The 22,990-nt window shown below is 72.1% G+C and carries 27 protein-coding genes; 19 read left to right on the forward strand and 8 right to left on the reverse strand.

What is annotated here, in order from left to right:
* Window position 1: 1 nt before the first annotated feature.
* The 9 genes from lysW (at window position 2) to LT971_RS00395 (ending at window position 6,943) form a co-directional block, all read left to right on the forward strand.
* A complete protein-coding gene (lysW, locus tag LT971_RS00355; protein ID WP_237004861.1) occupies window positions 2-166 on the forward strand; it encodes a lysine biosynthesis protein LysW in 165 nt (54 codons plus the stop codon).
* 1 nt (window position 167) lies between these two features.
* Window positions 168-1,097, forward strand: a complete 930-nt coding sequence (locus tag LT971_RS00360) for a RimK family alpha-L-glutamate ligase (RefSeq protein WP_237004862.1) — start codon at window positions 168-170, stop codon at window positions 1,095-1,097.
* Window positions 1,097-2,170, forward strand: a complete 1,074-nt coding sequence (gene argC / locus LT971_RS00365) for an N-acetyl-gamma-glutamyl-phosphate reductase (RefSeq protein WP_237004863.1) — start codon at window positions 1,097-1,099, stop codon at window positions 2,168-2,170. The genes LT971_RS00360 and argC overlap by 1 nt, the downstream gene beginning before the upstream one ends.
* Before the next feature lie 13 nt (window positions 2,171-2,183).
* The gene (locus LT971_RS00370; protein WP_425293256.1) at window positions 2,184-3,014 is read left to right on the forward strand and encodes an acetylglutamate/acetylaminoadipate kinase; all 831 of its coding nucleotides are present in this window, start codon (window positions 2,184-2,186) and stop codon (window positions 3,012-3,014) included.
* Window positions 3,011-4,123: an aspartate aminotransferase family protein gene (locus LT971_RS00375; RefSeq protein WP_237004865.1), complete on the forward strand. Its 1,113-nt coding sequence runs from the start codon at window positions 3,011-3,013 to the stop codon at window positions 4,121-4,123. The genes LT971_RS00370 and LT971_RS00375 overlap by 4 nt, the downstream gene beginning before the upstream one ends.
* Window positions 4,120-5,151 carry a [LysW]-lysine hydrolase gene (locus tag LT971_RS00380; protein ID WP_237004866.1) on the forward strand — a complete coding sequence of 344 codons (1,032 nt, stop codon included), beginning with the start codon at window positions 4,120-4,122 and terminating at the stop codon, window positions 5,149-5,151. Before LT971_RS00375 ends, LT971_RS00380 begins: the two co-directional genes overlap by 4 nt.
* Window positions 5,136-6,038 carry an ornithine carbamoyltransferase gene (argF, locus tag LT971_RS00385; RefSeq protein ID WP_237004867.1) on the forward strand — a complete coding sequence of 301 codons (903 nt, stop codon included), beginning with the start codon at window positions 5,136-5,138 and terminating at the stop codon, window positions 6,036-6,038. The genes LT971_RS00380 and argF overlap by 16 nt, the downstream gene beginning before the upstream one ends.
* A 62-nt stretch (window positions 6,039-6,100) precedes the next feature.
* Window positions 6,101-6,415: a YbjQ family protein gene (locus tag LT971_RS00390; protein ID WP_237004868.1), complete on the forward strand. Its 315-nt coding sequence runs from the start codon at window positions 6,101-6,103 to the stop codon at window positions 6,413-6,415.
* 9 nt (window positions 6,416-6,424) lie between these two features.
* Window positions 6,425-6,943 (forward strand): hypothetical protein, encoded by a 519-nt coding sequence (locus tag LT971_RS00395; RefSeq protein ID WP_237004869.1) that lies wholly within the window; start codon window positions 6,425-6,427, stop codon window positions 6,941-6,943.
* A gap of 7 nt (window positions 6,944-6,950) precedes the next feature.
* Here LT971_RS00395 and LT971_RS00400 read toward each other — a convergent pair whose 3' ends face one another.
* Complete coding sequence (locus LT971_RS00400) at window positions 6,951-7,406, reverse strand: DUF6789 family protein (protein WP_237004870.1); 456 nt, start codon at window positions 7,404-7,406, stop codon at window positions 6,951-6,953.
* 102 nt (window positions 7,407-7,508) lie between these two features.
* Here LT971_RS00400 and LT971_RS00405 point away from each other — a divergent pair, with 102 nt between their 5' ends.
* The 4 genes from LT971_RS00405 (at window position 7,509) to LT971_RS00420 (ending at window position 11,406) form a co-directional block, all read left to right on the forward strand.
* Window positions 7,509-7,901: a helix-turn-helix domain-containing protein gene (locus LT971_RS00405; protein ID WP_237004871.1), complete on the forward strand. Its 393-nt coding sequence runs from the start codon at window positions 7,509-7,511 to the stop codon at window positions 7,899-7,901.
* A gap of 65 nt (window positions 7,902-7,966) precedes the next feature.
* Window positions 7,967-8,233, forward strand: coding sequence for a DUF7571 family protein (locus LT971_RS00410; protein ID WP_237004872.1), 267 nt, complete (start codon window positions 7,967-7,969; stop codon window positions 8,231-8,233).
* 83 nt (window positions 8,234-8,316) lie between these two features.
* Window positions 8,317-9,573: a threonine synthase gene (thrC, locus tag LT971_RS00415; protein ID WP_237004873.1), complete on the forward strand. Its 1,257-nt coding sequence runs from the start codon at window positions 8,317-8,319 to the stop codon at window positions 9,571-9,573.
* A gap of 120 nt (window positions 9,574-9,693) precedes the next feature.
* Complete coding sequence (locus tag LT971_RS00420; protein WP_237004874.1) at window positions 9,694-11,406, forward strand: sensor histidine kinase; 1,713 nt, start codon at window positions 9,694-9,696, stop codon at window positions 11,404-11,406.
* On the opposite strand, the gene LT971_RS00425 is transcribed toward LT971_RS00420, so the two are convergent.
* From LT971_RS00425 to LT971_RS00450, 6 genes are all read right to left on the reverse strand, one after another.
* Entirely contained in the window at window positions 11,403-12,590 is a 1,188-nt protein-coding gene (locus LT971_RS00425; RefSeq protein WP_237004875.1) for an MFS transporter, read from the reverse strand. The two genes, LT971_RS00420 and LT971_RS00425, sit on opposite strands and share 4 nt — an antisense overlap.
* Before the next feature lie 93 nt (window positions 12,591-12,683).
* Entirely contained in the window at window positions 12,684-13,127 is a 444-nt protein-coding gene (locus LT971_RS00430; protein ID WP_237004876.1) for an acyl-CoA thioesterase, read from the reverse strand.
* A 48-nt stretch (window positions 13,128-13,175) separates the two neighbouring features.
* Window positions 13,176-13,577 (reverse strand): PIN domain-containing protein, encoded by a 402-nt coding sequence (locus tag LT971_RS00435; protein WP_237004877.1) that lies wholly within the window; start codon window positions 13,575-13,577, stop codon window positions 13,176-13,178.
* Window positions 13,574-13,810 (reverse strand): antitoxin VapB family protein, encoded by a 237-nt coding sequence (locus LT971_RS00440; protein ID WP_237004878.1) that lies wholly within the window; start codon window positions 13,808-13,810, stop codon window positions 13,574-13,576. Before LT971_RS00440 ends, LT971_RS00435 begins: the two co-directional genes overlap by 4 nt.
* A 38-nt stretch (window positions 13,811-13,848) precedes the next feature.
* Window positions 13,849-15,432, reverse strand: coding sequence for a phosphoglycerate dehydrogenase (gene serA / locus LT971_RS00445; RefSeq protein ID WP_237004879.1), 1,584 nt, complete (start codon window positions 15,430-15,432; stop codon window positions 13,849-13,851).
* A gap of 137 nt (window positions 15,433-15,569) precedes the next feature.
* Complete coding sequence (locus LT971_RS00450) at window positions 15,570-16,229, reverse strand: helix-turn-helix domain-containing protein (protein WP_237004880.1); 660 nt, start codon at window positions 16,227-16,229, stop codon at window positions 15,570-15,572.
* A 63-nt stretch (window positions 16,230-16,292) separates the two neighbouring features.
* Here LT971_RS00450 and LT971_RS00455 point away from each other — a divergent pair, with 63 nt between their 5' ends.
* The 3 genes from LT971_RS00455 (at window position 16,293) to LT971_RS00465 (ending at window position 18,706) form a co-directional block, all read left to right on the forward strand.
* Entirely contained in the window at window positions 16,293-17,180 is an 888-nt protein-coding gene (locus tag LT971_RS00455) for an alpha/beta fold hydrolase (RefSeq protein ID WP_237004881.1), read from the forward strand.
* 48 nt (window positions 17,181-17,228) lie between these two features.
* On the forward strand, window positions 17,229-17,867 hold the full coding sequence (serB, locus tag LT971_RS00460) for a phosphoserine phosphatase SerB (RefSeq protein ID WP_237004882.1): 639 nt from the start codon (window positions 17,229-17,231) through the stop codon (window positions 17,865-17,867).
* Window positions 17,868-18,148: 281 nt separating this feature from the next.
* Window positions 18,149-18,706 carry a DUF7344 domain-containing protein gene (locus LT971_RS00465; RefSeq protein WP_237004883.1) on the forward strand — a complete coding sequence of 186 codons (558 nt, stop codon included), beginning with the start codon at window positions 18,149-18,151 and terminating at the stop codon, window positions 18,704-18,706.
* Between the two features lie 7 nt (window positions 18,707-18,713).
* On the opposite strand, the gene LT971_RS00470 is transcribed toward LT971_RS00465, so the two are convergent.
* The gene (locus LT971_RS00470) at window positions 18,714-19,544 is read right to left on the reverse strand and encodes a hypothetical protein (protein ID WP_237004884.1); all 831 of its coding nucleotides are present in this window, start codon (window positions 19,542-19,544) and stop codon (window positions 18,714-18,716) included.
* Window positions 19,545-19,636: 92 nt separating this feature from the next.
* On the opposite strand from LT971_RS00470, the gene LT971_RS00475 reads away from it, so the two are divergent.
* The 3 genes from LT971_RS00475 to LT971_RS00485 are packed head-to-tail and all read left to right on the forward strand — an operon-like array spanning window position 19,637 to window position 22,978.
* Entirely contained in the window at window positions 19,637-20,197 is a 561-nt protein-coding gene (locus LT971_RS00475) for a DUF7344 domain-containing protein (RefSeq protein ID WP_237004885.1), read from the forward strand.
* 58 nt (window positions 20,198-20,255) lie between these two features.
* Entirely contained in the window at window positions 20,256-20,771 is a 516-nt protein-coding gene (locus tag LT971_RS00480; protein ID WP_237004886.1) for an LUD domain-containing protein, read from the forward strand.
* Window positions 20,768-22,978, forward strand: coding sequence for an LUD domain-containing protein (locus LT971_RS00485; protein WP_237004887.1), 2,211 nt, complete (start codon window positions 20,768-20,770; stop codon window positions 22,976-22,978). The genes LT971_RS00480 and LT971_RS00485 overlap by 4 nt, the downstream gene beginning before the upstream one ends.
* Window positions 22,979-22,990 lie beyond the last annotated feature (12 nt).

Raw genomic sequence — 22,990 nt, forward strand, 5'->3', positions numbered from 1 at the left:
CATGACAGCCTGCACCGAGTGCGGGGCCGAGCTATCCCTGCACGACGACCTCGAAGTCGGCGAAATCGTCGACTGCAGTACGTGTGGTACCGAACTGGAAGTACTCGAGACCGCTCCCCCGAGCCTCGACCGAGCGCCGGAGCTCGCCGAGGACTGGGGGGAGTGAGTTGCGCGTCGGATTACTCTACTCCCGGATTCGCCGCGACGAGAAGCTGCTGCTGGGCGAACTCCGGGAGCGCGGCCACGACGTCGAGAAGATCGACGTGCGCGAGCACGGCTTCGACCTCGACGGCACCGACGCCCCCCTGATGGACTGCGACCTGGTCGTCGACCGCTGTCTGGCGACCAGCCGCTCCGTCCACCTCACAGAGGCCTGCGAGACGTACGGCGTGCCGGTCGTGAACAGCGCCGACACCGCCGCCGTCTGCGCGAACAAGGCCAAGACCAGCCTCGCGCTCGCGGACGCCGGCGTCCCCACGCCGGAGACGACCGTCGCGTTCACGCCCGAGAGCGCGCTCGACGCCATCGAGGACTTCGGCTACCCCTGCGTGCTGAAGCCCGTCGTGGGCTCCTGGGGCCGCCTCATGGCGAAAGTCGAGTCCGAGAGCGCCGCCGAGGCCATCCTCGAGCACAAGGACACGCTGGGCCACTACGAGCACAGCGTCTTCTACGTCCAGGAGTACGTCGAGAAGCCCGGCCGTGACGTGCGCGTACTCGCCGCCGACGGCGAGCCAATCGCTGCGATGACCCGGTCGGGCGACCACTGGCTCACGAACGCCGCGAAGGGCGGCGAGGTGAACGCCCTCGACGTCGACGACGAGCTCGCCGAAGTCGTCGCCGATGCCAGCGACGCGGTCGGTGGCGGCTTGCTGGGTGTTGATGCGATGGAGCGCGGGGCGCCACGCGCCCCGGAGGACGCGACCGGCGACGACGTCGAGCCGGGAGCCGAGGGCGGCTACACCGTCCACGAGGTCAACCACACGGTCGAGTTCAAGGCGCTGGACGAGGCCGTCGACGTCGACGTTCCGGCAGCCGTCGTGGACTGGCTCGAGGCGACGGCCGCCAGCGAGACGACGGGACTGGAGGTGACCGCGTGATGGCGGCCACCCAGACAGACACAGCCGCGGCGGACGCCGAGGCGGCGACTGCGTCGGTCGTCGGCGCCAGCGGCTTCGCGGGCGGCGAACTGCTGCGCCTGCTCGCCGGCCACCCGGGCTTCGAGCTCGCGCAGGCGACGAGCCGCGAGCACGCGAACCGCACGGTCGGAAGCGTCCACCCGAACCTCCGCTCGCTCGACCTGCGGTTCGCCGACCCCGGCGACCTCGACGGCGTGGACGTGCTGTTCGCGGCGGCGCCCCACGGCGTCGCGATGGAGCACGTCGACGAGTGGCGCGAACTCGCCGACACGGTCGTCGACCTGAGCGCGGACTTCCGCCTCGACTCGGTGGAGCAGTACGACGAGTGGTACGACGGCCACAGCGCACCCAAGCACCTCGCCGACGCCGTCTACGCGCTCCCCGAGCTCTCCCGCGGGGACCTCGCGGGCGCCGACCTGATTGCGAGCGGCGGCTGCAACGCCACTGCCACGATACTCGGCCTGCTCCCGCTGCAGGAAGCAGGGCTACTCGAAGGTGCGCAGGTCGTCGTCGACGTCAAGGTCGGCTCCTCGGAGGGCGGCGCGGGCGGCGGCCCGGCGTCCTCGCACCCCGAGCGCTCCGGGGTCGTCCGGCCGTACGCGCCGACCGGCCACCGCCACGAGGCCGAGATCGAGCAGGCGCTCGGCCTGTCGGTGTCGTTCACGGCGCACGCCGTCGACATGGTGCGGGGCGCGAGCGCGACCTGCCACATTTTCCCGGAGGAGACGCCCTCGAAGAGCGACCTCTGGGCGGCGTTCCGGGAGACGTACGGCGACGAGCCGTTCGTGGAGACGGTCGCCGGCGGCAGCGGCGCGTACCGCTACCCCGAGCCGAAGGTCGTCGCCGGAACGAACGGCGCCGAGGTCGGCTTCGAGGTCGACGAGTCGAACGACCGCATCGTGACCTTCGCAGCCATCGACAACGTCGTGAAGGGGTCGGCCGGGCAGGCCGTCCACGCCGCGAACCTCGCGCTCGGCCACGAGGAGACCGCGGGCCTCGACCAGTTCGGGCTACACCCGGTGGGGAGCCCATGACGGGTCTCGCGGGGTGGTCGGCGTGACGGTGGTCGTCAAAATCGGTGGCGCGCGCGCCGTCGACCCGGGGGCGGCGGTGACCGACGTCGCCCACCTGATGGCGAACGACGAGGACGTCGTGGTCGTCCACGGCGGGTCGACGGCCGTCGACGACGCGCTGACGGACTTCGGGATGGAGCCCGAGTACGTCGAGTCGCCGTCCGGGATGACCGGTCGGTTCACCGACCGCGAGGCGATGGACGTCTTCGAGATGGCGATGGGGAAGGTCAACACCGACCTCGTCGCGACCTTCCAGAACGCCGGCGTGCCCGCTGTCGGGCTGAACGGCGTCGACGGCGGCCTCCTGACCGGTCCGCGGAAGTCCGCGGTCAAGGTCGTGGACGGCGAGAAGACGAAGATTCGCCGCGGCGACCACTCCGGCCGCATCGACTCGGTGAACACCGACCTGCTGGCCGCGCAGTTCGACGCCGGCTACGTCCCGGTGGTGTCGGTGCCGATGCTCGCCGGGGAGGGGACCCCGGTGAACGCCGACGCCGACCGTGCGGCGGCGGCCATCGCCGGCGCGCTGGAGGCGTCGCTGGTCGTGCTGACGGACGTCGCGGGCGTCTACGAGGACCCCGACGACGAGACGACGCTCGTCGAGACAGTCGACTCGCCCAAGTCCCTCGCGGCCGCCGAGGACGCCGCAGAGGGCTTCATGTCGAAGAAGGTGCTGGCGGCCGGCGAGGCGCTGGAAGGTGGCGCCGCCGGGGTCGTCGTCGCGGACGCGAACCAGCGCGACCCCGTGGTGCGCGCGCTCGGCGGCCAGGTCGGCACTCGCTTCGACCCGGAGGCGGTCACGTGAGCGGGTTCGTCTTCGGCGAGAAACCCATCGAGGTCGCGGGCGGCGACGGCGTCCACGTCTACGGCGCGGACGGCACCGAGTACCTCGACTTCGGCGCCTCGTACGCCTGCACGCCTGTGGGCCACTGTCACCCGGCCGTGGTCGACGCCGTCCAGTCGCAGGCCGGCGACCTGCTGTACGTGCAGGGGTCGTACCCGACCGAGACCCGTACCGCGCTGTACGACCGTCTCGCTGCGCTCGGTCCCGGCGACTGTGCGAACGTCTGGCTCTGCAACTCGGGCACCGAGGCCAACGAGGCGGCGCTGAAGTTCGCGCGCCACGCCACCGGCCGGGAGACGGTCGTGGCGGCGAAGCGCGCGTTCCACGGCCGCACGCTGGGCGCGCTCGCGGCGACCTGGAAGTCGGAGTATCGGGAGGGGTTCGCCGTCCCCGAGCACGTCGAGTTCGTGGACTTCGGCGACCCCGGCGCGCTCCGCGAGGCCGTCGACGACGAGACGGCGGCCGTCCTCCTAGAGCCGATTCAGGGCGAGGGCGGCGTCCACCCCGCGCCGACGGGGTACCTCCAGACCGCCCGCGAGGTCTGCGACGAGACCGGTGCGGCGCTGGTCCTCGACGAGATTCAGACCGGGCTCGGGCGCACGGGCTCGCTGTGGGCCTGTCAGCGGGCGGGCGTCGAGCCGGACGCGCTCACCGTCGCGAAGGGGCTCGGGAGCGGGCTGCCCGTCGCAGCCACGCTGGTCGCGGACTGGCTCGCCGAGGATGCCGGGAACCACGGGTCGACGTTCTCCGGCGGCCCCGTCCCCTGTGCGGCCGCGCTCGCCACGCTCGACGTCCTCGAGGACGAGGAGCTAGCGGCGAACGCCGCCGACGTGGGGCAGTATCTCCAGTCCGAACTCGTCGACCTGCCCGTCCGTGACGTGCGCGGCGAGGGGCTCATGGTCGGCGTCGAGGTGAAACGGGGGGCGACCCGCGCGCTCCGGGGCCTCGCGCTCGAACATCGTGTGCTCGCGCTGCCGGCGGGCCGCACAGTCGTCCGGCTGCTGCCGCCGCTGACGGTCACCGAACACGAGGCCGACCAGGTGGTGGACGCACTGGAGGCGGTGCTGTGACGCCGCGGGACCTCCTCCGCGCCCTCGTCTCGACCCCCTCTGTTTCGGGTGGAGAGGGCGACGCGGCCGACGTGCTCGTCCAGTACTTCACCGACGCAGGCCGCGAGGCGTCCGTGGACGCCGCTGGCAACGTCCGCGCGCCCGGCGACGACGGCGTCCTGCTCACCAGCCACCTCGACACCGTTCCAGGCGAAATAGCGGTTCGGGAGGCGGACGGCGAGCTGTGGGGGCGCGGCAGCGTCGACGCCACCGGGCCGCTCGCGGCGATGGCGGCGGCCGCCGTCGAGACCGGTGCGTCGTTCGCGGGCGTCGTCGAGGAGGAGACCACGTCCGCGGGCGCCCGCCACCTCGTCGAGACCCGCGACCCGCCCGAGGCCGTCGTGAACGGCGAGCCGACCGGCTGGGACGCCCTCGCCGTCGGCTACCGGGGACTCGTCCGCGCCACGTACGCGGTCGAGACCGAGCGCGCGCACAGCTCCCGGCCGGCGCCCAACGCCGTCCAGCGCGCCGTCGCGTGGGCCGAACGCGTGCAGGCGGCGTTCGGCGACGAGTCGGCCGGCGATTCCGCCGCTTCGGTCTTCGAGTCGGTGACGGTGAAGCCGACGACGTTCGACGGCGGGCCGACGCCCGACGGCCACGGCGTCGCGGCGACCGTCGACGTGGAGTTCCGCCTCCCGCCCGGCACGACGGCCGGCGACGTGCAGGCCACCGTCGCCGACTGCACCGAACACGGGTCGGTGGCGTGGGAGAGAGCGGTCCCCCCGCTGGCCGCCGACGCCCGCAGTCCCGTAGCCGGCGCGCTCCGGGCCGGCGTCCATGCGGCGGGCGGCGAGCCGACCCACCTCCGGAAGACCGGCACCTGCGACGCGAACCTCTACGCCGCGGCGTGGGACTGCCCCGTCGCGGTGTACGGGCCCGGCGACGCCAGCCTCGACCACGCGCCAGACGAACGCATCGCCCTCGACGCCTTCGACCGCGGCGTCGACGCACTCACCACCGCAGCCAGCCAGCTATGCAACACGTCCTGACGATAGACGACCTCTCGACCGACCAGCTCGCGAGCGTCCTCGACGACGCGGCCGCGCTGAAGCGCGCGCAGGCCGACGGCACCCCCCACCGTCTGCTGGCCGGCCGAACGCTCGCGATGCTGTTCGAGAAGCCGTCCACGCGCACCCGGCTGAGCTTCGAGGTCGGCATGACGCAACTCGGCGGCCACGCCGCCTTCCTCGGCGAGGACGACAGCCAGCTCGGTCGCGGCGAGCCGGTGGCGGACACCGCTCGCGCGCTCGGCCTGTACGCCGACGCCGTGATGGCGCGCGTGGACAGCCACGCCGACCTGGAGACGCTGGCGGCGAACGCCGGCGTCCCGGTGGTCAACGGGCTGTCGGACCGCGCGCACCCCGCCCAGACGCTGGCCGACCTCCTGACGCTACGGGAGGTCGTCGGCGACGCCGGGACGGTGGCGTGGGTTGGGGACGCGAACAACGTCGGCGCCTCCTTCCTCGTCGGCGCGGCGATGGCTGGCTACGACGTGCACACGGCCACCCCCGCCGAGTTCGCGTTCGACGACGCCGTGGTCGAGCGGGCGCTGGCAGCCGGGGACGCGACCGGCAGCGAGGTCACCGTCGGCCACGACCCCGAGGCGGCCGTCGCCGCCGCCGACGCCGTCTACACGGACGTCTGGGTGAGCATGGGCGACGAGGCCGAACGCGAGCGCCGGCTGGCCGCCTTCGAGGAGTTCCGAGTCGATTCCGGGCTCCTCGGGGACGCTGCGTTCATGCACTGCCTCCCCGCCCACCGCGGCGAGGAGGTCACGGCCGACGTGGTCGACGGCCCGAACTCGGTGGTGTGGCGGCAGGCCGAGAACCGCCTGCACGCCCAGAAGGCGCTGCTCGTGGCGCTGCTGGGGTCGTAGGCCGTCTCTGGATCTGCGAACGGGCGCGGGCTTTTTTGCTGGTTCCGTCGGGACCAGCCGGTATGGAGTTCGTCACCACCGAGGCCGTCCCCGGTCGCGACGTCGTCGAGACGCTGGGCATCGCTCGCGGGAACACCGTGAAGGCGCGCAACGTCGGCCGCGACATCACGCAGAGCATCCGGAACATCACGGGCGGCGAGCTGAAAGCGTACTCGGAGCTGTTGACCGACGCCCGGGACGAAGCCCTCGACCGGATGGCCGAGGACGCCGAGGCGATGGGCGCCGACGCCGTCGTGAACGTCCGCCTGGAGAGCTCCGAGATCGCCAACGGCGGCTCCGAGGTCATCGCCTACGGCACGGCCGTCCAGCTGGACTGAGCCACCGGAATGGTCGAGCGCGTCGACCCGGCGCGAACGGGCGTGCGAGCGGGCCGGGTCGTCGGCGTGCTGACCGCTGCGCTCGCAGTCGCGTCGCTCGCCGCCGCCCGGGAGACGTACTACGAGGCGCTCGCGCCGCTGGTCGCGGCGCTGCTGGAGAGTGCCGGTGTCGGCGTCGGCGCTGGGGCGGGGCTGGCGGTCCTCTTCTGGTCGAACGTCGCGCTGGCGGCGGCCGCCCGGTACGCCGTCTGTTACGTCGCGGGGTCGCTCGTCGGCGTCGCTTACGACTGGCTGGACCGGCCGTCGCTGTGGGCGCTGGCTGGACTCGTCGCCGCGGTCGGCGCTGTGGACGGCGCGCTCGCGGTTCTCGACACCCGGAGGGTCGTCGTGGGCGCCGGCTACGTCGCCGCGTGGCTCTGCTACGTGCCCGCCTTCGCGTGGCTGTCCGACGACGAGGAGGGCCGGAACGGCGGCGCCAGCAGGGGACCGGGGCGTGCGCGGCGCCTGGGGGCCGACCGCGAGGAGTGAGCGCTCGTCACTCGAGGGCGGCGAACGCGCCCCCCAGGACCAGTCCGTAGACCACGTGGCCGACGAGGCTCTGCTGGCTCACGTTCGGGACTGCGGGCGCGCCGGCGAACCCGACGGTCTGCAGCCAGACGGGCATCACGAGCACCGCGAGCACCGCCCACACGACGACCCCGTAGAGCGCGCCCGCGAGCAGTGTCTGCCCCGGCGAGTCGAACAGCGGGTCGGCGAGCGCGGCGAACGCCACGCCGATGACGGCGCCGTGGCTCACGTGGATGATCCAGCCGGCGAGCCCGCCGGAGAGCCCGTACATCGCGGGGATCGCCGTCTCGATGACCGGCGTCATCATCACGGTCATCATCGCGCCGAAGACGACGGCGGCGAGAATTCCCCCGAGGACGCCGAGTTGCCAGGCGGGACGGTTCGCGGTCAGTGCGTCGGTCTGTCTGCCGGTCTCTGTCGCCATGTGTCCGTTGTCAACGAACACCGATATAGCGATTCGGCGGACGTGCAGCCCGGGTGGACAACCGTCCGGAGCTTTAGGTACGATGTTGTCGAATCCGTCAGTATGGACGACGACGAACCAACACTGAGGACCCTGATGCTCGTCGAGGAGCCGGAGTTCGGCGATATCCTCCGGTGCGTGTTCGGTCTCCACGAGCACGACGTCGAGACGTATCTCGCGCTCGCCGACCGCGACGAGGTGGCGCCACAGCCCCTCGCCGACGAACTCGACCGGAACCGGTCGAACGTCGCACGGTCGCTGCAGCGGCTCTGCGAGAAGGACGTCGCGTCCCGGCGCCGGGAGATTCTGGACGGCGGCGGCGAGGTGTACTGCTACGAGGCCGCGCCGCTCGCGGACGTGAAAGCCCGGATGCACGAGGAGCTGGACGCGTGGGCGGCGTACGTCCACGACCGCATCGACACCTTCGAGGATGTGCCCACCGGCACCACGGACTGACGCCACGGGGTCGCCACGGCAGACAGGTACTTGTGTCGTGAGAACTTCCCCCAAGCAGCATCGCCATGCAACCATGCCACAACTGTCAGTCGGTCATCGACGAGTACATTCTCGACAAACAACTCGAGGGACTGCGCGACCTGACGGTGGACGACTTCAACGTCTGCGCGGACTGTGCGACCGTCGTCGACGACGCGTGCGTGGAGTGTGGCGGCGCGGTGTACGTTCCCCGGAGCGCCTCCGAGACCCCCGACTACTGTCCGGCGTGCCGGGCCGACCTGCTGGCTGACGGCCGCGACCCCGGCTGGTGCCGCGACCCGGTGTCCAACTGACGGCGCGGACACGACAGCGATAATCGGTGGCAAAACCCACGCCACCCGCCCGGTATTTGTGTGTCCGCCACGGAGGCGGAGGCATGACCGACCTCTCGCTCGGGGGCGACGCGCCAGACTGCGCCGACGGCAACGGCGTCTGGCTGGCGTGCGTGGAGTGTGGCGCCGCGCTGGCGCCGTTCGACGACGTGGTGTACCGGTGTCCGGACTGCGACGGCCTGCTGGAAGCGCGCTACGCGGACTACCCGACGTTCGACGAGTTCGACGGGTCCGGCGTCTGGCGGTACGCGGACGCGCTCCCCTTCGAGGAGGGCGTCACCATCCAGGAGGGCGACACGCCGCTGTACGAGGTGCCGGACGTCGCGGCGGCGGCGGACGTGGCCGACGTCCGCGTGAAACACGAGGGCATGAACCCGACGGGGAGCTTCAAGGACCGCGGGATGACCGTCGGCGTCCGGGTCGCGGCCGAACTCGGCGTCGGCCGGCTGGCGTGTGCGTCCACCGGGAACACGTCGGCGGCGCTGGCGGCGTACGGCGCCCGCGCCGACACCCCCGTGCTCGTGCTGCTGCCCGCGGGGAAGGTCGCGGCCGGGAAGGTCGCGCAGGCGGCGCTGCACGGCGCCCGCATCTGCGAGGTCGACGGCAACTTCGACGACTGTCTGGACGTCGTCGCCGAGCTCGCCGACCGCGGCGAGGCCTACCTCCTGAACAGCCTGAACCCGTTCCGGCTGGAGGGCCAGAAGACCATCGCGTTCGAGATTCTGGAGCAGTCCCGGGCCGCCACGGGCGAGTGGCCCGACCGCATCGTGCTCCCGGTCGGGAACGCCGGGAACACGGCCGCCCTCTACAAGGCGTTCCGCGAGCTCGTCGCGGCCGGCGAGATGAGCGAGAGCGAGATGCCGACGCTCACCGGCGTGCAGGCCGAGGGGGCGGCGCCGATGGTTGAAGCCGTCGAGGCGGGCCGCGACCACGTCGAGCGCTGGGACCACGTGGAGACCCGGGCGACCGCCATCCGCATCGGGAATCCGGTGAACGCGCCGAAGGCGCTCCCGGGCATCTACGGGACCGGCGGGACGGCGGTCGCCGTCTCCGACGACCAGATCACCGAGGCGCAGCGCATGCTCGCCGGCGACGGCGTCGGCGTCGAGCCGGCGTCCGCTGCCAGCGTCGCTGGCCTGCTCGAGCTCCGGGAGCGCGGCGTCGTGGCGGCCGACGAGCAGGTCGTCTGCCTCACCACGGGCCACCTCCTCAAGGACCCCGACGCGGCGGCCGAGGCGGGCGGCGACACCACGGCCGTCCCCGCGGACGCCGACGGCGTCCTCGACGCCCTCGCCGACTGACCGCGGTCACCGCCCCACAGAGACGGCGAGCCGGTTCGACAGTGCGCCGGATTCTTCCGCCGACGCGGACCGAGAATGCTCCCGATAGGTTTTTGTTCGGATACTGGCGTGACTGGAGGTATGCAACTCTCCCCGGCGGTCGCGCTCGCCGCGGCCTCGGCGGCCATCTCGCTGGCCGTCGCGGGCTACGCGTGGCAGCGACCGGCTCCCGGGGCGAAGGCCGTCGCGGCGTTCAGCGCGGCAACGGGCCTGTGGGCGGGCGCGAGTGCTGTCCAGACCGCCGCGACGACGCTCGACGCGAAACTGCTTGCCGACCAGGTCCAGTACGTCGGCATCGCCGTCATCCCCGTGGCGTGGGTGTCGTTCGCCGCCGCCTACTCGGGCCGCGACCACTGGGTGACCCGGCGGACCGTCGCCGCGCTCTCCGTCGTCCCGGCGGTCGCGGTGCTCCTGGTCGCCACGAACGACGCCCACGGGCTCGTGCTGGCGGACGCCACACTCGACACCGTCGACGGCAGGGTCGTCCTCGACCGCGAGTACGGCGCGGCGTTCTGGATACTGACCGCGTACACGAACGCCGTCAACTCCGTCGGCACGGTGATGCTGGTCGAGACGGCGCTGCGCGTCGGCCGCCGGTACCGCCGGCAGGCCGGGGTCGTGCTCGCGGGCGCCACCGTCCCCTGGCTGTTCACCGTGGCGTCGCTGGCGGGTGTCTCCCCCATCGCGCCGGAAGCCTCGTTCGGCGTGGCGTCGCTGGCGTTCGCGTACGCCATCTCTCGCTACGGGCTCGTGGAGCTGGCGCCGGTCGCCCGCGACCGGCTCTTCGAGGAGCTCGACGACGGCGTCCTCGTCGTCGACGACGACCGCCGCGTCGCCGACTACAACCCCGCAGCGAAGCGCCTGCTCGGCACTGACCTCGCCACCGGGGACGACCTCGACGACGCCGTCCCCGCCCGGGTGCTGGAGGCACTCGACAGCGACCACGACGACGACGACGGTGGCCCGGTGTCGATCAGGGACGGCAGTGGCCAGCGGTGGGTCGCGGTCGATTCCACGACCGCCACCGACGACGTGCGGGGAGCGGTCGTCCTCCTGCGGGACGTCACCGAACTGGAGCGGCGCCGCACCGAACTCCACCGGGAGAACGCCCGACTGGAGCGAGTGGCCGACACCATCAGCCACGACCTCCGCAACCCCCTGACGGTCGCCAGCGGCGCGCTCGAACTCGCCGCCGAGACGAACGACCCCCAGGACTTCGAGCGGGCCCGCGACGCCCTCGACCGCATGGACGACATCATCGAGAGCACGCTGCGCGTCGCGCGCACCGGCCGCAGCGACCCGGAGATCACGACCGTCTCTCTGGCCGACGTCGCAGAGCGCGGCTGGCAGAACGTCCCCACCGGCGACGCCGACCTCGACGTCCGCGACGACGAGACGTTGCCGGCCGACCCCGAACAGCTCGAGAGCCTCCTGGAGAACCTCTTCCGGAACTCGGTCGAGCACGGGACCAGCGACGAGGGGCCGGTGACGGTGACCGTCACCCCGACCGGGGACGGCTTCGCCATCGCCGACGACGGCGTCGGACTCCCCGCTGACGAGCGCGAGGCGGTGTTCGACCGGGGGTTCACGACGGACGAGGACGGCACGGGGCTGGGGCTGGCCATCGTCCGGGACATCGCCGACGCCCACGGCTGGCGGGTGACACTCGGGGAGAGCGACGACGGCGGCCTCCGGGTGTCGGTGACGGACGTGGCGACTGCCGACGACGAGGACGGCGAGCGTGCGGTCGCCGCCGAGCGCGCCGAATCGGAGACCGCTCGCGGCACCGACTAGGTCACGCGGGCGACGATGCCGGCGGCGGCCAGCAAGGCGACGACGAGCCCCCAGAACGCCGCGTCGTAGCTCGCGACGGTCGCCGTGGTGCCGACGTACGTCGGGCCGACCGACCCGAGGCCGACGTAGACGGTGCGCATCGCACCGAGGTCGCCGCCCGCCGAGCCGTCTGGGAACGCGTCCATCAGGTACGACTGCATCACGGGCGGGAACGCCAGCAGGCCGACCGCGAACACGACGACGGCGGCGACGGCGGCGACGGGGGAATCCGCGAGCACGACGCCGGCGAGGGAGGTCGCACCGAGGACGAGCGCGCCGACGGTGAGCAGCCGGCGGGAGACGCGGTCGGAGAGCGCGCCTGCCGTCGGTTTGGCGACGGCGCCGACGCCGAACAGCGCCGCGAACGCCACCTGGCCGACCAGCGGCGCGAACGCCTTGCCGGTCTCGAGGAACGTCGGGAGGAACGCCGCGGTGGCCTGCCACGTGAACGCGTACAGCGTGTACGCGACCAGCAGCCAGCGGAACCGCGACCCGACGAGCAGCCGGTCGACGGTGTCCCGGACGGCCAGCGACCGGCGCTCGAGGACGTAATCTTCGCGGCTCCAGACGTGCAGCGCGAGCAGCACGGCGACCACGACGACGACCACCGGGACGAACGCCACGCGCCACGTGGCGTACGCGAGCACGGCCGCCGCGAGCCCCGCGGACGCGACGCCGCCGAGGTCGCCGGAGGCGGTGTGGAGGCCGAACGCGCGGCCCTGCTTGGCGGTGTAGAGGTCGGCGACGAGCGCGCGGGCGGCGGTCGGGTAGAGGCCGGCACCGGTGCCGAGGACCGCCGCGCCGCCGAGCAACAGCGCGTAGGAGGGCGCTGCCGCGACGGCCGCGAACCCGACCGCGCTCAGGCCGAGCCCCGCCACGAGCAGAGTCTTCCGGGAGAGCGCGTCCGACAGCCGGCCGCTCGGGTACTGGAGGACGGCGTACAGCCCCCACAGCGTCGTGAACGCGAAGCCGGCCTGCGCGTCGGTGAGTCCGAGGTCGGCACTGATCGTCGGCAGCATCGGCGAGAGCACGAGCCGGCCCGCCTGGATGGCCAGCCAGCCGACCGACGCCGCGACCAGCAGCCGGCCGGCGTACCCGCGCACGAGCCGTTCTTCCTCGTCCCCCCGGGCCGTCGCTGCTGTCACTGTCTCACTGGAGGTTACTCGGGCATTTGAGGGCGCGGAAACCGGCAGCACCGGAGTCCGCACCGACGACTCGTGGAGCTTGCGGTCGGCCGGTCAGTGGTCCTCCTCGCCGGCGAGCGCCTCCTCGCGGAGCTCCCGACAGCGGTCGCTCTCGGTGTCGAGGTCGGGGACCGGCGTCGGGTGCATGTCGTCGTCGACAGCGACGAACACGAAGTAGGAGTCGGTGGTCTGTTCGGTCTCCCCGCTCCGGGGGTCCTCGCGGAACGCCTGCAGTCGCACCTTGATGCTCGTGCGGCCCGTGTCGTAGGCGTACGCCCGGATGACGCAGATGTCGCCCTGCGGGACGGGGCGCTCGAAGTCGAGGCTGTTGATGCGGGCGGTCACACAGGTCTCGCCGGCGTGGCGCATCGCCGCCATCGCGCCGACCTCGTCCATCCACTTCACGACGTTGCCGCCGTGGGCCGACGCGTAGTTGTTCGTGTCGTCGGGCTGGACGCGCTCGCGGTTCTCCACGAAGGTGTCGCTGACGGAGGCCATGCCGGCTCCACGGCGGCCGGCGGGAAAACAACTGTCGTGAAAACCCCCTCAGTACGTCTCGACGGTCAAGCCGTCGACGCCCCGGAAGTTACGGTCGTTACTCACGACCGGTTCGTCGTAAGAGAGCGCAGTGGCGGCGACGGCGGAGTCGGCGCCGTCCAGGGTGGCCAGCGAATCTGAGCGCGCGTGCCGACCCCGAATCCGGCCTGCCCTCCGAGCGAGGGCGCCGTCCAACTCGACGACGGGGTACGACTCGAACAGCTTCCCGTAGCCGGTTCTGAGCGTCTCCCGCGACGCTTCTGGTGCGTTCGCGACGCCGTAGTAGAGTTCCGAGACGACCATCGCGGGAACGCGCACCGGATTATCTCGTGCGTCGAGTTCACCCGCTTTCTCCACGGCTGCTGGCGTCTGTTCGACGAGATTGCCCAGAAATTCGGTGTCCAGAATCACGGCAGCTCCTCGTCGAGTGCCTCCCGGTTCTCTTCGTCGTCGGCCTCGAACTCGGCTTCCAGAGCCGCGGTGTCCCAGGCGTCGCTGACGTTCTCGACGTCGGCTGCGAAGTCGAGCAGGCCGTAGCCGTCGACCATCCGTTCGAGCGCGTCGCTGAACGACTCTCCCTCCCGTTTCTCGTCTTCGACACGGGCGTACAGTCGTTCACTCACCCGAACTTGCTTCGTCCCCATACAATATCGTTGACGCCGTTGACAAAAGAGTCTAGGGGCTACTCGCCGTTCAGTTCGATGCTCGTGACGTCGACGATGCGGTCGTCGGCCACGAGGCGCTCGGCGGCCTCGCCGGGGACGTCGTCGTCGAGGTTGTAGACGGTCAGCGCCTCGCCGCCCCGGGTCTCGCGGGCGTTGAACATCCCCGCGATGTTGACGTCGGCGTCGCCGAGCACGGTGCCGATGAAGCCGATGACGCCGGGTTCGTCGCGGTTGCGCGCGACGAGCATGTGGCCGTGCGGGACGGCCTCGACCCGGAAGCCGTCGATCTCCACGAGCCGGGGGTCGTCGCCGGCGAAGAGGGTGCCGGAGACGGTGAGTTCCTCGTCGTCGTTGCCGACCGTGACCGAGACCAGACTCTGGAAGTCCTCGCTCTGGCGGTTCTTCGTCTCGGTCACCTCGATGCCGCGCTCCTCGGCGACCCGCGGGGCGTTGACGGCGTTGACCTGCCACTCGAGGCCGGCGAACGCGCCCTGCTGGGCGGCGGCGGTGACGAGTTCGACGTCTTCGCCGGCGACGTCGCCGTGGTAGCTGACGTCGACGCGCTCGACGCGGCCGTCGAAGAGGCCGGCGGCGACGGTGCCCGCGGTCTCCGCGAGGTCGACGTACGGCCGGATGCGGTCGAACGCCGACTGCTCGACGCTCGGGGCGTTCAGCGCGTTCACGACGGGGTCGCCGGCGAGCGCGGCGACGACCTGGTCGGCGGTGTCGGTGGCGACGTTCTCCTGGGCGGCCAGCGTCGACGCACCGAGGTGCGGCGTGGTGACGACGTTCTCGGCCTCGAGGAGCGGCGAGTCGGCTGAGAGGGGTTCCTCGCCGAAGACGTCGAGGGCGGCGCCCGCGATGACGCCGTTCTCGGCGGCCTCGGCGAGTGCGTCCTCGTCGACGACGCCGCCGCGGGCGACGTTGACGACGTAGCCGTCCTCCATCTGGGCGAGCGCTTCCTCGCCGATCAGGCCCTCCGTCTCGTCGGTGAGGGGGACGTGGACGGTGAGGAAGTCGGCGCGCGCGACGCACTCGTCGAAGTCGACGAGCTCGGCGCCGAGCTGGGCGGCGCGCTCCTCGCCGATGTAGGGGTCGTAGGCGACGAGGTCCATGCCGAGGCCGTCGAGGCGCTTCGCGACCTCCTGGCCGACGCGGCCGAGGCCGACGACGCCGAGGGTCTTGCCGTTGAGTTCGGTGCCGAGGTAGTCGCCTTTCGCCCACTCGCCTTCCTTCAGGCGGGCGTGGGCCTGCGGGACCGAGCGCGCGGTGGCGAACGCGAGCGCGACCGTGTGTTCGGCGGCGGCGCGGACGTTCCCCTCGGGGGCGTTTGCGACGACGACGCCGTGGTCGGTGGCGGCGTCGATGTCGATGTTGTCGACGCCGATGCCGGCGCGCGCGACGATGACGAGGTTCGGGGCCGCCGCGAGGACGGCCTCCGTGACCTCGGTGCCGGAGCGCACGACGAGCGCGTTGGCGTCGCCGACGGCGTCCAGAAGCGCGTCGCCCTCGGCGTCGTAGGCCGTCTCTACCTCGTGGCCGGCGTCTCTGAGTCGGGCGAGACCGGCGTCCGCGATGGGGTCCGTGACGAGAACTCGCATACCGTGGAGTCGGCGCGAGCGCCGATAAGCGTTTCCGCAGATGCACGTATTGACACGGCCGCCAGCCCCCGAGAATCTGCACGTTCGTGCATAGTCACGGCGGGGTGTGGGGGAGAGTCACCGCGAACGTGGACCAGTCAGTCCACGAGGTCGGTAACGACGCGAGCCTCGGCCTTCCGGAGGAGCTCGCCGGCCGTCGACGCCGAGCAGTCGAGTTCTGCGGCGACGTCCGCGACCGACCCTTCCCGGGGAACCTCGTAGTAGCCGACGGCGACGGCGGCGTCGAGGGCGGCGCGCTGGCGGTCGGTGACCGCGGCGGGCGTGCCGTCCCGGTGGAAGTCCCGGACCACCTCGATGGCGACGTCGGCGTGGTCGCTGAGGGCGTCGTGGAGCGCGCTCAGGCGCTCGGGCTCGCCGACCGCGTCGAACGTGGCGGTGCCGTCCCCGAGAAACGAGACGGGCGGCAGGAACGCGACGTCGGCGGCGGCGACCACTGCCAGCAGGTCCTCGTCGAACCCGAACCCGGTCTGGCGGGTGAACGCGTACGTGCCGCCGTCGCCGGCGACGAGACGGCGCTCCGAGACCTCGGGGACGGCGTCGAGGAGGGCCGCGGTCGGCTCCGGGCCGGCGTCGAACCACGCGAACTGGGTGGCTGCGCCGGCCGGCCCCCAGACGAGGAGGTCCGACCGGTCGACGCCGTCGCGGGCGACGAGTTCGTCGTGGAGCCGATGCCGGCGGCCTGCCGGGTAGTCGGCGCGGAACGAGACGCGGCGCACGACGATGTCTCGGCGCTGCATCGATATAAAGAGCCGGATGTGTCCGGCGTCAGGCTCTGTCCCGTCGCGCCCCGAGCAGGCTGTGTGAGCGCACCGGGACAGCAGGAGCGGTGCGCGGCGGTCAACCAGTCCGACAGCGACACCCACCGGACCGTCCGCGTCGACGGCCACCGCGTGGCGTACGGGTCGTTCGGCGACCCGGACGGCGAGCCGGTGGTGGCGTTCCACGGCACGCCCGGCTCCCGGGCGTTCGGCCGGTTCTACAACGAGTCGGCGCGAGCGCACGGCGTCCGCGTCCTGGCGTTCAGCCGCCCGGGCTACGGCGAGTCCGACGCCTGGCCCGACTACGACGCCAGCGACACCCCACGCGTGGTCGAGGCCCTGCTGGCCGACGCCGGCGTGGACACTGCGGGCCTGCTGGCGTTCTCCGGCGGTGCCGCCCACGCGCTCGCAACCGCAGCCGCCGCCCCCGAACGCGTTGACGGCGTGACCGTCGTCGCCGGTGCCACGCCCCCCGGTCACGTCGGCGACGTCCCGACCGTACAGCGCGTGCTCGGCGGCCTCGCCGCCCACACCCCCCGACTGCTCGGTGGCCTGCTGCGCGCGCAAGCGTGGGCCGCCGAACGCAACGACCCCGAGTTCGTCGCCGCCCAGTACACGACCGACGGCACCGACCACCTCCCCGCTGACGTGCTCGACGCGACGCGACGCGACTTCCTCTGGGCCCTCTCCAGCGGTGCCGACGGTATCGTGCGCGAGTCCGCGCAGGCGGTCCGCGAGTGGCCACTCACCCTCCACGACGTGGCCGCGGACGTCCGCTGGCTCCACGGCCGCGACGACACGAACGCCCCCCTCGACGCAGCCCGATCGGTCGTCGACGCTCTCCCCAACGCGTCGCTCGACGTGCTCGACACCGACCACCTCGGCGCGGTCGCCGCCACCCGGGACCGCGCGCTCGCCCGGCACGCGTAGTGCTGCCGCGGCGACGAGCCTTTTGACTGGCGCCCGCTAACCACGGGTATGGCGCTGGTAGCGTTCGACTTCGACGGCACGCTCGCTGACTCGGAGATGCTCGACCGCATCGCGGCGCGGGCGGGCGTCGGCGACGAGGTGGCGACGATCACCGAGCGCGCGATGCGCGGCGAGCTCTCGTACGCCGAGAGCCTCCGCGAGCGCGCGAGCCTCGTCGGCGGACTCCCCGAGGACGACGCCCACGAGGTGTACAGCGGCGTGCGGCTCCGCGAGGGCGCCGCGGCAGTGCTCGCCGACCTGCGGGACGCCGGCGTGCCCGTCGTGGTCCTCACCGGCGGGTTCGGGCCGGGTGTCGAGGCGGCGCTGGACGCGGCCGGCGTGACCGCCGACCGGGTCATCGCGAACCGCCTGCTGGTGGCCGACGGCGAGCTCACCGGCGACGTCGACGGACCGCTGGTCGAGGGGACGAAAGACGACGCACTCCGGGAGGTCTGCGAGCAGTTCGGCGTCGCTCCCGGTGACGCGCTCGCGGTCGGGGACGGCGCGAACGACGTGCCGATGCTGGACGCCGCCGGGTACGCCGTCGGGTTCGACCCGAAGCCCGGCGTGGGCGAGCACTGCGACGAGTCGGTGGCGTCGATGCCGTCGCTGGCGTCGGTGCTGCGGGAGCGCGGACTGCTCGCGTGAGGACGGTAGTGACCGCCGGTAGGCGCCGGCGGTCTGGGCACGAGTCGGTCGAGCACAGGACAGTCCCCCCGGGGGAAGGGGACTGCGGGCACACCCGGGTCGGCACAGGGCACGCGGTCGGGGGTCGCCACCCGGGCAACAGTCAGTAAGCCCACCACCGTCTTTTTTAATCGGTCGTTACCGCGACGGAAGCCGTGATTTCTGTCGGTCGGGGATCGCTGCAACGAACGGAAAACACTTACAAACCCGACATGTGTGGGTCGGTGACGGGGGAGCCACCTGTGAGCCACGTTCGAGGGAGTTGCCGGCGCGAGGGGAGACAGAGCGACATCGGCGAGGCGGAGATCCACGACGTCCTCCGGAACGGCCGACGGCGGATGGTGCTCGAACACCTGGGAGACGCGTCGGGCGCCGTGAGCGCACGCGACCTCTCGGAGGCCATCGCGGCCCGGGAGGCCGGCAGTGACCCGCCGCCGCGGGACGTCAGGCGGAGCGTCTACATCTCGCTGCAGCAGACCCACCTCCCGAAGCTCGACGACCTCGACGTCGTCGACTACGACGAGGACGAGCGGGAGGTGCGGCCGGGAGCGAACGCGGCCGAGGTCGGCGTCTACATGGAGGTAGTGCCGCAGTACGGGCTGTCGTTCGCAGAGTTCCACGCCGGGCTCGCCGTTCTCGGCGGCCTGCTCGTGGCCGCCGCCAGCGTCGGCGTCCCGGTGCTGTCGTCGGTGTCCGCGGCGGTGTGGGCGCTGGCGGCGTTCGTCGCCGTGGCTGCGTCCGGGCTCTACCGCGCGTACAGCCAGCGGAGCTCGCTCGTCCACCGGCTGCGGTCGCCGTAGCTCGTCGTCACTCGAGGACGGCTGCCAGCCGGAGCGCGGTGTAGGGCGCGATGAAGCCCAGGCAGAACCCGAGCAAGTGCGAGTAGACGTTCAGGACGTAGCCGTCGCCGGCGGCGTCCGGGGGGAACGCGACGAACGGCGCCGCCAGCACCAGCACGACGCCAGCGGCCGCCAGTTCCGCGTCGCCGGCTCGGCCGAGTGCCGCCCGCAGTCGGCTGGCGTCGACGGCCCGCCACAGCGACCGGCCGTAGGCCGCGACGCCGACGGCGGCGACGGCGACGCCGACGAGCGCGAATCGTGACGCCGGAACCGCGAGAACGGCCACGGTGCCGGCGCCGGCGAAGAACAGAAGCGGCGCGTGGTCGAGGCTGACGCCGGGGAGCAGGCGTTCGCGAGCGAACAGCGCCAGCGCCACCGGCAGGAAACCGAGGAACGCCATCGCCAGCCCGGAGAACCCGTAGCCGACGCTCGGCCGGACGAACACGGCGTTCAGGCCGGACAGCGCGTACGGGAAGACGGCGAGGACGGCGCCGAACGCCGCGAGGAAGTCCGTGCGACGGCCGGCGGCCGCACAGCAACAGTAGGCGGGCAGAGCGGCGGCCGCGTACGCCGCGAGGTTCGCCGCGAGGTGCGTGCGCCCGAAGTGGACGAAGTGCGAGGCGTACAGGTCGACGGCCGTCGGCGCCCGGTAGTCGAGCACGAACGCCTCCCGGGTGGTCTCCGGGAGGAGGAAGACGGCGACGAGGACGGCCGGGACGGCGGCCACGAGGACGGCGTCGGCGGGGCTGCCGTTCGCGGCGACGGCGGCGCGGAGGCCGTCGGTGGACTCCCGTTGCACGCTGGAGTGGTTCACACCGACGTGACATGAGCGTGACGGGCTGGCCGGGGAAAGCTTTACCAGTTAGATTTGTGATTGTTCTCGCGACTGCCGTGACTCAGAGCGTCGCCGTCGAGGACCCGGACGTGGGAGAGATCGGCGAGAGCGACGTCCACGACATCCTGCGGAACGACCGGCGGCGGATGGTCCTCGAACAGGTCGCGGCCACCAGCGACGCCGTCACCGCGCGGGAGCTCTCCGAGGAGATCGCCGCCCGCGAGACGGGCAGCGACCCGCCGCCGCGGGACGCCCGGCGCAGCGTCTACATCTCGCTGCACCAGAACCACCTCCCGAAGCTCGACGACCTCGACGTCGTCGACTACGACGACCAGACGAAGGCCGTCCGACCCGGCCCGAACGCGTCGACCGTCGGCGTCCACATGGCCGACGTGCCCGGCGAGGGTCGGCCGGCCGTCGCGCACTACGGCGCACTCGCTGCCGCCGGCGCGGCGCTGGTCGTGGCTGCCGCCGTGGACGCACCCCTCGTCGGGGAGTTCACACCCGCAGCGTGGGCAATTGTGGGCTTCGCTGCGATAGCCACTACTGCAACCTACCAGACCCACCGCCGGCGCCACCGGCACCGGCAGTCGCTCGCACACCAGCTGGAAGGCTGACTCCCGGACGGCGACAATCGCCGACAGGCTTAGAGGAGTGGTGGCGAAACTGCGGGACATGAGCACGACAGCTGGGGGGCCGCCGGTCGACCGCTTCCTCGACCGCCTCGCCGACTTCGACGTCACGCACACGGTGGTGGCGCCGGACGGCGTCAGCGACGCCATCGCGGACGTGGCCGACGAGCCGGCCGTCGGGGTCGAGCTGCCAGACGGCCTCGGGGAGCTACCCGGGTTCGTCGCGACCGACCCGTCGCCGAGCGACCTCGAAGCGGCGGCGACGGGCGTGACACACGCCGACCTCGGCGTCGCCGACTACGGGAGTCTCGCGCTGCCCGCGACGGCCGACGGTGTCGAGCCGGTGAGTCTGTACGGCGACCAGCACGTCGCTGTCGTCGCCGCCGACGACGTGGTTCCGGGGATGCCGGAGGCGCTGTCGGCACTCGGCGACCGGTTCCGCGCGGACGGCGACAGCGTCGTCCTCGCGACCGGCCCGAGCGCCACCGCGGACATGGGCGCGCTCGTGCAGGGCGCCCACGGCCCGAAGACCGTCCATGCGGTGGTGGTCGAGCGATGAGCTCGAAGCGTCGCGCGTCGAAGGCCGAACACCTGCGCCGCGTCCTCGCGACCGAGGGCGACGCTGTCGCCGAGAACACCCAGGGGTTCAATCAGGGCCGGTACGACTCCGTCGCCGACCTCGAGGACTACGAGGGCCTCAAGGAGGAGGCCCGCGAAATCAAGGAGGACGCCATCGAGCGCCTCCCAGACCTCATCGAGAACCTGCGGGAGGCCGTCGAGGCCAACGGCGGCACCCTCTACCTCGCGGACGACGCCGAAGACGCCAACGAGTACGTCCGCGAGGTGGTGGCGGACGTCGACGGCGACCGGGTCGTGAAGTCGAAGTCGATGACCAGTGAGGAGCTGGAGCTGAACGAGGCGCTTGCCGGCGACGGCGTCGACGTGGTGGAGACGGACCTCGGCGAGTGGGTGCTACAGGTCGCCGACGAGGCGCCGTCGCACATCGTCGCGCCCGCCATCCACAAGTCCCGGGAGAGCATCGCCGAGCTGTTCGAGGAGCGCTTCGACCCCGACCGCGAGCTGGAGACGGCCGAGGACCTGACGATGTTCGCCCGCGAGAAACTCGGCGAACAGATCGCCGACGCCGACGTCGGCGTGACGGGCGCGAACTTCGTGACCGCCGACTCCGGGACGGTGGCGCTGGTGACCAGCGAGGGCAACGCCCGGAAGACGGTGACGGCGACCGACACCCACGTCGCCGTCGCTGGCGTCGAGAAGGTGATTCCCTCGGTGGAGGACCTCCGGCCGTTCGTCGAGCTCATCGGCCGGTCGGGGACGGGCCAGGACATCACGTCGTACCTCTCGCTGCTGACACCGCCCGTGGGCTCCCCGACGCTGGACTTCCAGACCGACGAGGTCGGCAGCCCCGACGACCGCGAGTTCCACCTCGTGCTCGTGGACAACGGTCGGATGGCGATGCGGGAGGACGACGACCTCCGGGAGACGCTGTACTGCATCCGGTGTTCGGCGTGCTCGAACTCGTGTGCGAACTTCCAGCAGGTCGGCGGCCACGCCTTCGGCGGGGAGACGTACTCCGGCGGCATCGCCACCGGCTGGGAGGCCGGCGTCGAGGGCCTGGACACCGCCGCCGAGTTCAACGACCTCTGTACGGGGTGTTCGCGGTGCGTGAACGCCTGCCCGGTCGGCATCGACATCCCGTGGATCAACACCGTCGTCCGGGACCGCGCGAACCGCAGCGAGCACGGCGGCGACCTCGACTGGCTCGTCGAGGGCCTGACGCCCGACGAGGAGCCGGCGGGCGTCGACCTCCAGAAGCGCCTGTTCGGGAACTTCGAGACGCTGGCGAAACTCGGGTCGGCGTTCGCGCCGCTGTCGAACTGGGTCGCCGGCTCCTCGGTCGCGGGCGCCGCGATGGAGCGCGTCCTCGGTGTCGACGACCGCCGGGACCTGCCGACGTTCCAGCGTGAGACCCTCAAGTCGTGGGCAGAGGGCCGCCCCGACGTCGAGGACCCCGACCGGGCGGTCGTGCTGTTTCCCGACCTCTACACCAACTACATGGACGTCGACCGCGGGAAGGCCGCCGTGCGCGCGCTGGAGGCGCTCGGCGTCGACGTCACCGTCGCCGACGAGTGCGCGAGCGGTCGCGCCCCCCTGTCGCAGGGGATGGTCGCCACGGCCCGCGAGAAGGCCGAGCGGGTCGCCGACGACCTCCTGCCGTACGTCGAAGCGGGGAAAGACGTGGTCGTCGTCGAGCCGAGCGACCACGCCATCTTCCAGCGCGAGTACGAGCGCTTGCTGGACGAGGACGACCACGAGGCGATGGCGGCGAACAGCTACGAGGTCTTCGAGTACGTCTACGGGCTGCTGGAGAACGGCGCCAGCGAAACCAGCCTCGCCGCCGGCGACGGCCACGAGGTCGCGTACCACAGTCACTGCCAGCAGCGCACGCTGGGCGTCGACACTTACACGACGGCGGTCCTCGACCGGCTCGGCTACGACGTGGCCACGTCCGACGTGGAGTGCTGCGGGATGGCCGGCTCGTTCGGGTACAAACAGGAGTACTACGACGTCAGCATCGCCGTCGGCGAGGAGCTCGCCGACCAGTTCAGTACCGAGGAGACCGGCGACCGGCAGGTCGTCGCCAGCGGCACGTCGTGTCTCGACCAGCTCGACGACCTGCTCGACCGGCCGTCGACCCACCCGATAGAGCTGGTCGCGCCGGAGCCACACGGGCGAGCAGAGTAGGAAGCGGAGGAG

It is taken from the genome of Halobacterium rubrum (assembly GCF_021729015.1).
Classification (GTDB): domain Archaea; phylum Halobacteriota; class Halobacteria; order Halobacteriales; family Halobacteriaceae; genus Halobacterium; species Halobacterium rubrum.